Source organism: Micromonospora sp. NPDC050276 (assembly GCF_044459545.1).
Classification (GTDB): domain Bacteria; phylum Actinomycetota; class Actinomycetes; order Mycobacteriales; family Micromonosporaceae; genus Micromonospora.
Genome location: NZ_JBITJA010000001.1, coordinates 353295 through 364805, shown reverse-complemented (window position 1 = coordinate 364805; position 11511 = coordinate 353295). Strand labels below are relative to the sequence as shown.

The following is an 11511-nucleotide window of genomic DNA, read 5'->3' as shown; positions in this document are numbered from 1 at the left end:
GCGGAGACGCCAACGGACGCCGACACCCATCCGGCCTCCGGACCGGCAGGGCGCGTCCCGGTCGACCGGACCACGGTGACTGTCGCGCTCGATCAGCTGAACACGCCGAGGCTCCACCGCAGAATAGGTCGGGTCATACCGCCTGCATGCGTTTGGCTCGAAACCATTGATCCACTCGACTTCAAGGAAATCGGGGCATCGTCGGCACGCCGACACCGCGCTTTCCCTGAACCCGAGTGGATCTTCGGCAGCGCGACCGGTGTCGCGCCATCCTGGCGGATCTTGACCCACCGACGGCTGGCGTGGTCGGGTTTCGGGATGGGTGAGCAGTGGCGGGCACAGTTCGACGCGGAGGTGAGCTTCGCCAACGGTGGCGGGCTGCGTACCGAGGGGTTCCGGCTGGACATACCTGGTCAGGACATCAGCGACGAGGACCTGGCGGCGTTGTTCGTCCGGCACCTCGGGTTGCTCATGGTCGCCGAGGTTCGGATCAGCGCCAAGACGATCATCGAGGAACCGCACAAGGGCGGCCGGGGTGTCGCCGTCGAAGAATCCGGCGCCGGCCGGCGACTGGTCGAGCTGAGCCACGTGATCAGCGACGGCATGACCACCCTGCCGGGCTGGCCGGGTCCCCGGATCACCGACTGGCTGACCTTCACGGCGTCCCGGGAGCGGTACGCGCCAGGCACGGAGTTCCACGTGGCCCGGATCGACCTGATCGCCAACACCGGCACGTACCTGGACACTCCCGCCCACCGCTGGGCCGGCGGCGACGACCTGACCGGGATGCCGCTGGACCGCCTCGCCGACCTACCCGGGGTGGTGGTCCGGGTGCCGGCCGGCAGCCGAGCGGTGGACCGGCTCATGCTGGCCCCGTACGAGGTGGCCGGTCGGGCGGTGCTGCTGCACACCGGGTGGGATGCGCACTTCGGCACCGAGCGGTACGGCGCGCCGGAAGCGCCGTACCTGACCGGGGACGCCGCCCAAGCGCTTGTCGACGCGGGGGCGGCCCTGGTCGGCATCGACTCGATCAACATCGACGACATGAGCCCGGCGGCCGGAGGCGTACGCCCCGCGCACAGCACGCTGCTCGCCGCCGGCATCCCGATCGTGGAGCACCTGACCGGTCTGGACGCGCTGCCGCCGAGCGGGTTCCGGTTCACGGCGGCCCCGCCGATGGTTGCCGGCATGGGCACCTTCCCGGTCCGCGCCTTCGCCGTCATCAACCCCTGACCGCCACCGCGAGCCAAACTGCGCGGAATGCACCGGTGGAACATCCCCGGGCTGGCCAACGACCTGACCAAGGCCGCGGTGTACTTCGACTGGCGGTCGGCCGGCTGGCCGGCTTCCGCCCTCGCGATCTGGGCGGCGCTCGGCGGCCTCGGGCTGGTCAGCGCGAGCCTCGTCCGCGGTCGCCGGGCCGCCGGCTCCGGCCCGGCGACGGCACACTCCGGCCCCACGCCGGGCCGGCACGGTGGTTGAGATCACGCCCGAAAACACCCTCCCGGCGGCAGTGGATCGCCCGGGGCCCTCCAGACATCCGGTGCGCGCAGATACCATCCAGTAAGTCGGACAGCGCTGTCCTTCGTACCCACGTAAGGGAGCGCATCGTGACCGACCAGCACGACCACGACGGCCCGGACGCCGCACTGCGCGCCGACATCCGGCGACTCGGCACCCTGCTCGGCCAGACCCTGGCCCGTCAGGAGGGTCGCCCGCTGCTCGACCTCGTCGAGGAGATCCGCGCCCAGGTCCGCACCGACGCCCCGGCGGCCGCCCAGCGTCTCGGCGGGCTCGACGTGACCACCGGCACCAAGCTGGCCCGCGCCTTCTCCACCTACTTCCACCTGGCCAACATCACCGAGCAGGTGCACCGTGCGCGGGATCTGCGCCGCCGCCGCGCGGTGCAGGGCGGCTGGTTGGACCAGGCCGCCAAGATGATCGCCGAGCGCGGGGTGCCGGCCGAGGAGATCGCCAACGCGGCACGTCGGCTGGCGGTACGACCGGTCTTCACCGCGCACCCGACCGAGGCGGCCCGCCGCTCGATCCTGTCCAAGCTGCGGGCGATCGCCGACGAGTTGGACACCGAGACCGCCAACGCGATCCTCTACGGCGCCAGTGACGAGTGCCCGGCCAACCGCCGGCTGGCCGAGTTGCTGGACCTGATGTGGCAGACCGACGAGCTGCGGCTCGACCGGCCGGACCCGACCGACGAGGCCCGCAACGCGATCTACTACCTCCGCGACCTGTACGCCGAGGCCGCGCCGCAGGTGCTCGACGACCTGGCCGACACGTTGCGCACGCTCGGCGTGGAGACCTCACCGACGGCCCGCCCGTTGAGCTTCGGCACCTGGATCGGCGGCGACCGCGACGGCAACCCGTTCGTCACCCCGGCGGTCACCCGCGAGGTGCTGACCATTCAGCACGAGCACGGCATCGCGGCCACCGAGAAGGCGATGGACCACCTGATCGACGAGGTCTCGGTCTCCCGCCGGCTGCGCGGAGTGTCCCTGGACCTCTCCGCCAGCCTCGCCGCCGACCTGGACGCGCTGCCCGAGGTGGCGCCCCGCTTCCGCCGGGTCAACGCGGAGGAGCCGTACCGGCTCAAGGCACGCTGCGTGAAGGCGAAGCTCGCCAACACCCGGCTGAGGTTGCGGCAGGGCACCGCGCACGTGCCCGGCCGGGACTACCGGGGCTCCGCCGAGCTGATCGCCGACCTGGACCTGCTGCGCGCCTCGCTGGCCCGCAACTCCGGGCAGCTCACCGCCGTCGGTCGGTTGGCCTCCACCATCCGTACCGTCTCCGCGTTCGGCCTGCACCTGGCCACCATGGATGTCCGGGAGCACGCCGAGGCGCACCACGCGGTGCTCGCTCAGCTCTACGAGGCGGTCGGCGAGGTCTCCGACTACCCGGCGCTGACCCGGTTGGAGCGCACCAAGCTGCTCGCCGACGAGCTGACCGGCCGCCGACCTCTGTCGACCCTGGACACCTCGCTGTCCGAGCCGGCCCGCAAGACGTTCGACGTGTTCGGGACCATCCGGGAGGCACAGGACCGGTTCGGCGCCGAGGTGATCGAGTCGTACATCATCTCGATGACCCTGGGTGTCGACGACGTGCTGGCCGCCGTGGTGCTGGCCCGCGAGGCCGGTCTGGTGGACGTGCACAGCGGCCGGGCCCGGATCGGGTTCGTGCCGCTGCTGGAGACGCCGGCCGAGCTGAACGCCGGCGGCGAACTCCTCGACGAGCTGCTGTCGCTGCCCGCGTACCGCGCCCTGGTGACCGCCCGAGGCGACGTGCAGGAGGTCATGCTCGGCTACTCCGACTCGAACAAGGAGGCCGGGATCACCACCAGCCAGTGGTCGATCCACCGGGCGCAGCGCGCGCTGCGTGACGTGGCCGCCCGGCACGGGGTTCATCTGCGGCTGTTCCACGGTCGGGGCGGGACGGTCGGGCGCGGCGGCGGGCCGACGCACGAGGCGATCCTGGCGCAGCCGTACGGCACGCTGGACGGCGCGATCAAGGTGACCGAGCAGGGCGAGGTGATCTCCGACAAGTACACCCTGCCCTCGCTGGCCCGGGAGAACCTGGAGCTCACCCTCGCCGCCGTGCTCCAGGCGACCCTGCTGCACACCGCGCCCCGGCAGCCGGCCGAGATGCTGGAGCGCTGGGACGCGACGATGGACAAGGTCTCCGAGTCGGCGTTCCGGTCCTACCGGTCACTCGTCGAGGACCCGGACCTGCCGGCGTACTTCTGGGCGTCCACCCCCACCGAGCTGCTCGGCGCGCTGAACATCGGCTCCCGGCCGGCGAAGCGCCCGAACACCGGCGCGGGCCTGTCCGGGCTGCGGGCCATCCCGTGGGTGTTCGGCTGGACGCAGACCCGGCAGATCGTGCCGGGCTGGTTCGGCGTGGGCTCCGGGCTGGCCGCCGCCCGTGAGGCCGGTCTGGCGGACGTGCTGGCCGAGATGCACCGCAACTGGCACTTCTTCCGCACGTTCCTGTCGAACGTCGAGATGATGCTGACCAAGACCGACCTGAGCATCGCCCGTCGGTACGTCGAGACGCTGGTGCCGAAGAAGCTGCACCCGATCTTCGAGCAGATCGAGCAGGAGTACGAGCTGACCAAGCGGGAGGTGCTGGCGGTGACCGCCGCACCAGCCCTGCTGGAAAACTCGCCGGTGCTCCAGCGCACCCTGGCCGTCCGGGACACCTACCTGGAGCCGCTGCACCATCTCCAGGTGGCGCTGCTGCGGCAGTACCGGGAGTCGGGTGCCGCCGGACGGGCGATCGCCACCGCCCCGGGCGGCCGACGCGCACCGAGCGACGGCACCGCCCTGGAACGCGCGCTGCTGACCACGGTGAACGGCATCGCCGCCGGAATGCGCAACACCGGCTGATCAAGCGGTACCGAGAACGGGCCCCGGTCGCAGCGACCGGGGCCCGTTCTCGTATCTCAACCGACGACGGTCAGAAGTCGCCGCCGCCGAAGTCCCCACCGCCGAAGCCGCCGCCGAAGTCCCCACCGGCGTAGTCGCCACCGCCGAAGTCGCCGCCCTGGTCGCCGCCGCCGAAGTCGCCGCCCTGGTCTCCGCCGTCACCGCCCTGGTCGACACCGTCACCGAAGCCCTCCTGGTAACCGGCGTCGTAGCCGTACCCGGGGTCGGCGAAGGCGGGCGAGAACAGCGCGTCGGCGATCAGGATGCCGCCGAGCACACCGGCGCCAGCGCCGAGTGCCGTCTTCCACCAGGGCGTCGAATACCAGCCGGCGGGCACCGGTCGACCCTGATAACGCCCACCCGGGTAGTAATAAGGCGTGTCGCGGCCGGGTTGCGGCCCGGCCCGGAAGGTCTGCCCCTGCACGTCGACCTCACGCTCCTTGGTGAGCTGCCCGACGCCGCGGGCGGCGGCCAGAGTCGGCACCTCGGGGCCCGGGTCGATGCCCAGCGCCGTACGCGCTGCCCGGATGTACGCCAGCCCCTCCAGCGCGGTCTCCCGGGCCAGCGCGAACTGGTGCGGGGTGGACGCCTGCTCCAGCTGGGAGCCCGCCGCGTTGTACCGCTCACCGGCGTCGGCCAGCGCCTGGCGTACCGCTGGTTCGTCGCCGTGCAGGTTCATCAACTGGCCGCCGAGGCGCTCGTACCACCGTTGCGCCTCCGCGCGGGCGTCGCCGAGCTCGGTACGCCGACGGGCACCGGCCTGGGCGCGAACGAGCGCGGCGGCACCCAGCGCGCCGACCAGCACAACGGCGAGGCAGAGCACAAGTTCCATGTCGTCGAACGTACCCCCGGGTGTCACGTCGTATCCGTCTGGCAAGCTCCGGTGATGGACGTCTCGACGCTGCTCCTGGTGATCGTGTGCCTTGGTGCCGGCGGGGCGGTGGGCTGGCTCGCGGCCCGGTCCCGGTCGGCGGCCGACATCGCCCGGCTGGATGCCACCCTGGCCGCCACCCGGGAGGGCGAGGGCCGGCTGGAGCAGTCCATGCGGGCGTTGAGCTACGAGGCCACCGCGCAGTCCCAGGAGGCGGTGGCTCGGGCGGTCGCGCCGCTGCACGACACCCTGCGCCGCTACGAGCAGCGGGTGGCCGAGCTGGAGCACGACCGCGTCGACGCGTACGCCGAGCTGCGGGAGCAGGTCCGCTCGATGACCGCGGTCTCCGGTGAGCTGCGCACCGAGACCAAGCAGTTGGTGGCGGCGCTGCGCGCACCGCAGGTGCGGGGCCGCTGGGGCGAGCACCAACTGCGCCGGATCGTCGAGGCGGCCGGGATGCTGGAGCACTGCGACTTCTCCGAGCAGGTCACGGCCGCCACCGACCAGCAGGTCGTCCGACCGGATCTGGTGGTCCGACTGCACGGCGGCCGATCGGTGGTGGTGGACGCCAAGGCGCCGTTCGACGCGTACCTGACGGCCATGGAGGCCCGCGACGAACGCGGCCGGGACACCCACCTCGACGCGCACGCGCGGCACCTGCGCGGGCACGTCGACGCGCTGGCCGCCAAGTCGTACTGGTCGGCGTTCGACAGCTCGCCCGAGTTCGTGGTGCTGTTCGTCCCCGCCGACCCGTTCCTCGACGTCGCGCTCCAGCGGGACCCGACGCTGCTGGAGCACGCCTTCACCCGCAACGTGGTGCTGGCCACGCCGGCCACGTTGGTCGCCCTGCTGCGCACGGTCGCCTACTCGTGGCGGCAGGAGGCGCTGGCCCGCAACGCGCTCGCGGTGCACACCCTCGCCCGGGAGCTGTACGGCCGGCTCTCCACGCTCGGCGACCACGTGGGCAAGCTCGGCTCCTCGTTGGCCGGCGCGGTGACCGCGTACAACCGGGCGGTCGGGTCGTTGGAGGCTCGGGTGCTGGTCAGCGCCCGCAAGCTCGCCGAGCTGGGCGTCTCGGATGAGGAGTTGGCCACGCCGGCCCAGGTCGAGTTGACCCCCCGGCAGCCGCAGGCGCCCGAGCTGGCCGACCCGGCCGACGACGAGGTCTCGGCCCACTAGCCAAACATGTGACAGTGCGTATAGCCGCATATCACGAACTGGTCACAAGGGACTGGCCAGTAGTGACAGTGCTCATCGATACCACGAAAGATTCTGCTCACCCGAGCGCCCTTCTCTGAGGGGCCCTGTTCTCTGGAGGAAAGAGAACGTGAGCAAACTCCGAAACCTGAGCCGGCGTACCTCTGCCGGGCTCTTCGCGTCGGTCCTGGCCGCGAGCGCCGTGACCGCCGTGGGTGGTGCCGCCACCGCGGCCGCCGCTCCCGCCACCACACCGGACGCTTCCCCGGCCACCGCCGCTGAGACGCTGGGCGCCCACGACGCCAAACTACTCGGCGAAGCCCGGGCCAAGAAGGCCCCGACCGTCACCCTGATCGTCGCCACCGAGCAGGGTGAGGCCGGGGACGTCGCCGACAGCCTCACCAAGCTCGGCGGCACGGTCAGCCAGCGACAGGACAAGGTCGGCTTCGTGCTGGCCAAGGTCCCGACCGACCGGGTCCTCAAGGCAGCGCGGCTGCCCGGGATCTCGGCCGTCGACCTGGACGAGGTCATCCACCTGCCGGACCCGGCACCGGAACGCACCCCCACCGGCACCGCTGGCGCGCGGCAGGCCACCGTCGCGGCGCCGGATGCGGCCACCCAGGCCGACAACCCCTACATGCCGACCAACGAGACCGGCGCGGTGGCGTTCACCGCGGCCCACCCGGAGTGGGACGGCCGGGGCGTCACGATCGGCATCATGGACTCCGGTGTGGACCTGGCCCACCCGGCCCTGCAGCAGACCACCACCGGCGAACGCAAGATCGTCGACTGGGTCACCGCGACCGATCCCCTGGAGGACGGTACGTGGCGGCGGATGCAGGCCGAGGTCGCCGGCCCGTCGTTCACCATCGCGGGCGGCACCTGGACGGCACCGGCCGGCACGTACCGGTTCAACCTGTTCAGCGAGTCCGTCACCGCCGCCAGCGACGCCCGGGGTGACGTCAACCGCGACGGCGACACGACCGACACCTGGGGTGTGCTCTACGACCCGGCCACCAACAACATCCGGGTGGACGCCAACCAGAACCTCAACTTCACCGACGACCCGATCATGCGGCCGTACAAGGAGAAGTACGACATCGGCTACTTCGGCACCGACAACCCGGCCACGCCGGTCGCCGAGCGGCAGCCCTTCGTCGTCGAGTTCCGGAAGAACGTGAACACCACGCCGATCGGGCTGCCTGGCACCTACGACTACGTCAACATCGGCATCGTCGAGAGCACCCACGGCACCCACGTCGCCGGTATCACCGCCGCCAACGACATGCTCGGCAACGGGGCGTTCGACGGTGCCGCTCCCGGTGCCAAGCTGGTCTCCGCCCGCGCCTGCTCCTGGGGCGGCGGCTGCACCGCGGCGGCCCTCACCACCGGCATGGTCGACCTGGTGGCCAACCGTGGCGTCGACATCGTCAACATGTCGATCGGCGGCCTGCCGGGCCTGAACGACGGCAACAACGCGCGGGCGAACCTCTACAACGAACTGATCGAGACGTACGGCGTGCAGTTGGTCATCTCGGCTGGCAACTCCGGCCCGGGTCTCAACACCGTCGGCGATCCGTCCGTCGCCAGCAACGTGATCAGCGTCGCCGCCAGCATCAGCAAGGACACCTGGCTGGCCAACTACGGCTCGGTCGTGCGGACGAAGAACGCCCTGTTCAACTTCTCCTCCCGCGGCCCGCGCGAGGACGGCGGCTTCAAGCCGAACATCGCCGCCCCCGGTTCGGCCATCTCCACCGCCCCGACCTGGCAGCTCGGCGCCCCGGTCCCCGAGGCCGGCTACGCGCTGCCCCCGGGCTACGCGATGCTCAACGGCACCTCGATGGCGTCGCCGCAGACCGCCGGCGCCGGCGCGCTGCTGCTGTCGGCCGCCAAGGCCACCGACCGGGGAGTCAGCCCGGCGGCCCTGCGGCGGGCGCTGTTCAGCTCGGCCAAGCCGATCGCGGACGTGCCGACGTACGCGCAGGGCTACGGCATGGTCAACGTGCCGGGAGCGTGGCAGCTGCTGCGCCAGGGCGTCGAAACCCGGTCGTACGTCTCCGACGCGCCGGTCTGCAGCCCGCTGGCGGACCAGCTGACCATCTGGAACGGCGTGAAGTTCGTGCCGAACCCGGGTCGGGGCACCGGGGTCTACAACCGCTGCGCCGCATCCGCGGGCGGCCACAAGGTCGGCCAGAGCAAGACCTACCCGGTCAAGCTGACCCGCACCAGCGGCCCGGCCGGCACCATCAAGCACGACGTCACGCTCCAGGGCAACGACGGCACCTTCAAGGCGCCGAAGACCGTCGCGCTGCCGCTCAACAAGGCCGTCACCATCAACGTCACCGCCAAGCCGGCCACCGAGGGCGCGCACGGGGCGATCGTGCGGATCGACGACCCGGCCACCAACGTGGTCGACTTCGAGGTGTCCACGGTGGTGGTGGCCTCGAACGACGTGAAGAAGCCCACCTTCTCGTACGCCAACGAGGGCTCCGTCGACCGGAACGGCTTCACGTCGTACTTCGTCACGGTGCCGGAGGGTGCCAAGGCCCTCCAGGTGAACCTCTCCGGGATCGCCACCGGCTCGCAGACCCGATTCATCGCGATCAACCCGCTGGGTGTGCCGGTGGAGGCCACCACGAGCACCGTCTGCTACACGAACTTCTCCGACGTCAACGTCTGCAAGCCGCAGGAGCGTGACTACCAGAACCCCCTTCCCGGGGTCTGGGAGATCGAGGTGGAGTCGCGGCGGACCTCCCCGGCGCTGAACAATCCGTTCAAGCTCCAGGCGCGGGTGCAGGGGTTGACGGTCGAGCCGGCGCTGGTCGAGCTGCCCAGCGTCGAGGCCGGCGAGCCGACCAACGTGAGCTGGGACGTCACCAACGCCTTCGGCCCGGTGTCGGTCAGCGGCCGGAGCAGTGCGCTGACCGGTGTGCGTACCGAGCGTCCGACCATCACCGAGGGCGGCCCCAACCAGGAGTGGACCGTCGAGATCCCGGCGGGGACGTCGACGTTCACCGCCCGGATCGGCAACCCCGCCAACGCGGGCGCCGATCTGGACCTGTTCGTGTTCCGGGGGACCACCCAGGTCGGCGTGTCCAACGATGGCGACTCGGAGGAGGCGGTGACGCTGACGAACCCCGCACCCGGCACCTACCGCGTCGTGGTGGAGCCGTACGGGGTCGACGGGCCGGGGACCAGCACCGCCTACGACTACTACGACGCGTTCGCGTCCACGTCGCTGGGCACGATCACCGCGCCGGCCGTCGCGGTGCCGCTGATGCACGGCGAGTCGACCACCATCACCGGCACGGTGACCGCGGTGGCGGTTCCGGCCGACGGGCGTCAGCTCTCCGGTGAACTGGCGATCGTCACCACCGAGGGTGCGATCGTGGGTCGCGGCAGCGTGTCCATCGGGGCCGTGAACTGATCCGCTCGTGACACCGGCGGGAGCCCGTCCCCACGTTCTGGGGGCGGGCTCCCGCGCGTCAGGGGCGAGTGGTCAGGACCGGTGGGCGGCCGTCACGACGAACGGGGTGCCCTGCTGGCAGGTGGTCATCATGCCGGGCTCCACCCGGCCGGTGACCTCGACCCGCGCGCCCGGCGTCAGCACGTCGCGCGGGCCGCCGATGAGCAGGTAACCATCGAGCAGTACGCAGTTGGGCTCCACGCCGCCCTGCACGGTGCCGCTCAGGGTGGTGGCCCCGACGCCCGGGGGCGTGCTCGGGCCGCCGGGCTTCGGGGTCTTTGGGCGGGCTGGCACGGTGGGGGCGATGGTCGACGGCGTGGGGGTCGGGTCGGGCGTGGGCTGACTGGTCACCGACTGCGCTCCCGTGGGTGTCGGGGTGGGTGTGCCGCCCCCGCCACCCTGGCCGCCGCAGGCGGTCAGCGCCACGCAGACGACCAGCGCGGGGACGACGAGCCGAAGAGTCCTCATGCCGAATCTGACGTACGCCGGCCCGGGTTCGTTCCCGTGCTCAGCCGCGTGCCGCGGCGGCCTTCATGTCCCGCTTCAGCTCCTGCGGGAGCGAGAACGTGAGCCGCTCGTTGGCGGTGGTGATCTCCTCGACGTCGGCGAAGCCCCGCGCGGCGAGGTGGACCAGCACCTCCTGGACCAGATCGTCCGGGACGCTCGCGCCGGAGGTCAGGCCGACCGTGGTGGCCCCCTCCAACCAGGCGTCGTCGATCTCGTGCGCGAAGTCGACCAGGTGACCGGCGCGGGCACCCGCGTCCAGGGCGACCTCGACCAGGCGGACCGAGTTGGAGGAGTTCGTCGAGCCCACCACGATCACCACGTCACAATCGGCGGCGATCTCCTTGACCACGTGCTGCCGGTTGGAGGTGGCATAGCAGATGTCGTCACTCGGCGGGGACTGCAACAGCGGCAGCCGCTGCTTGAGCCGGGCCACCGTCTCCAGCGTCTCGTCGACCGAGAGCGTGGTCTGGGAGAGCCACACCACCTTCTCCGGATCGCGGACGGTGATCTTGTCGGCGTCGTCCGGGCCGTCCACCAGCTGGATGTGCGCGGGGGCCTCACCGGCGGTGCCGATGACCTCTTCGTGGCCCTCATGGCCGATCAGCAGGATGTCGTAGTCCTCGGCGGCGAAGCGCCGCGCCTCGTGGTGCACCTTGGTGACCAGCGGGCAGGTCGCGTCGATCGCCTTCAGCGAGCGCGCCTTGGCCTGCTCGTAGACCTCGGGGGCCACGCCGTGCGCGGAGAAGATGACGGTGGCGCCCTCCGGCACCTCCTCGTTCTCCTCCACGAAGATCGCACCCTGGGCCTCCAGGGTCCGCACCACGTGCTTGTTGTGCACGATCTGCTTACGCACATAGATCGGGGCGCCGTAGAGCTTCAGCGCCTCCTCCACGGTCTGCACCGCGCGGTCGACGCCCGCGCAGTAGCCGCGGGGCTTGGCCAGGAGCACGCGCTTGCCGGTCCGGTGAGTCGCCTGAGCCTCAGTCACCACCCCATCGTACGTGCCACCGGCGAAACCCACCCGAGCCCGCAAC

Annotated in this window: 8 protein-coding genes; 5 read left to right on the top strand and 3 right to left on the bottom strand. The window is 71.4% G+C overall.

Annotated elements, in window-relative coordinates:
• Positions 1 to 318: 318 nt before the first annotated feature.
• The 3 genes from ACIBF8_RS01725 to ppc all read left to right on the top strand — a co-directional run bounded on the left by ACIBF8_RS01725 (position 319) and on the right by ppc (position 4397).
• A complete protein-coding gene (locus tag ACIBF8_RS01725; protein ID WP_396780700.1) occupies positions 319 to 1233 on the top strand; it encodes a cyclase family protein in 915 nt (304 codons plus the stop codon).
• A 27-nt stretch (positions 1234 to 1260) separates the two neighbouring features.
• Entirely contained in the window at positions 1261 to 1482 is a 222-nt protein-coding gene (locus ACIBF8_RS01720) for a hypothetical protein (RefSeq protein WP_396780402.1), read from the top strand.
• Between the two features lie 128 nt (positions 1483 to 1610).
• Positions 1611 to 4397: a phosphoenolpyruvate carboxylase gene (gene ppc, locus ACIBF8_RS01715; protein ID WP_396780401.1), complete on the top strand. Its 2787-nt coding sequence runs from the start codon at positions 1611 to 1613 to the stop codon at positions 4395 to 4397.
• A 70-nt stretch (positions 4398 to 4467) separates the two neighbouring features.
• Here the strand turns inward: ppc and ACIBF8_RS01710 are convergent, their stop codons facing one another.
• On the bottom strand, positions 4468 to 5268 hold the full coding sequence (locus ACIBF8_RS01710) for a hypothetical protein (protein ID WP_396780400.1): 801 nt from the start codon (positions 5266 to 5268) through the stop codon (positions 4468 to 4470).
• 54 nt (positions 5269 to 5322) lie between these two features.
• Between ACIBF8_RS01710 and ACIBF8_RS01705 the strand changes: the two genes are divergently transcribed.
• Positions 5323 to 6486, top strand: a complete 1164-nt coding sequence (locus tag ACIBF8_RS01705) for a DNA recombination protein RmuC (protein ID WP_396780399.1) — start codon at positions 5323 to 5325, stop codon at positions 6484 to 6486.
• 148 nt (positions 6487 to 6634) lie between these two features.
• A complete protein-coding gene (locus ACIBF8_RS01700) occupies positions 6635 to 9931 on the top strand; it encodes a S8 family serine peptidase (RefSeq protein ID WP_396780398.1) in 3297 nt (1098 codons plus the stop codon).
• Between the two features lie 72 nt (positions 9932 to 10003).
• Here ACIBF8_RS01700 and ACIBF8_RS01695 read toward each other — a convergent pair whose 3' ends face one another.
• Together ACIBF8_RS01695 and ACIBF8_RS01690 are read right to left on the bottom strand one after the other, a co-directional pair.
• Positions 10004 to 10438 (bottom strand): hypothetical protein, encoded by a 435-nt coding sequence (locus ACIBF8_RS01695; RefSeq protein WP_396780397.1) that lies wholly within the window; start codon positions 10436 to 10438, stop codon positions 10004 to 10006.
• Positions 10439 to 10478: 40 nt separating this feature from the next.
• Complete coding sequence (locus ACIBF8_RS01690; protein WP_396780396.1) at positions 10479 to 11465, bottom strand: 4-hydroxy-3-methylbut-2-enyl diphosphate reductase; 987 nt, start codon at positions 11463 to 11465, stop codon at positions 10479 to 10481.
• Positions 11466 to 11511: the final 46 nt, after the last annotated feature.

Excerpts from the sequence above, each read along its gene's own strand:
- ACIBF8_RS01725 (WP_396780700.1), top strand. The coding sequence starts at position 319 with ATGGGTGAGCAGTGGCGGGCACAGTTCGACGCGGAGGTGAGCTTCGCC.
- ACIBF8_RS01720 (WP_396780402.1), top strand. The coding sequence starts at position 1,261 with ATGCACCGGTGGAACATCCCCGGGCTGGCCAACGACCTGACCAAGGCC.
- ACIBF8_RS01710 (WP_396780400.1), bottom strand. The coding sequence starts at position 5,268 with ATGGAACTTGTGCTCTGCCTCGCCGTTGTGCTGGTCGGCGCGCTGGGT.
- ACIBF8_RS01705 (WP_396780399.1), top strand. The coding sequence starts at position 5,323 with ATGGACGTCTCGACGCTGCTCCTGGTGATCGTGTGCCTTGGTGCCGGC.
- ACIBF8_RS01695 (WP_396780397.1), bottom strand. The coding sequence starts at position 10,438 with ATGAGGACTCTTCGGCTCGTCGTCCCCGCGCTGGTCGTCTGCGTGGCG.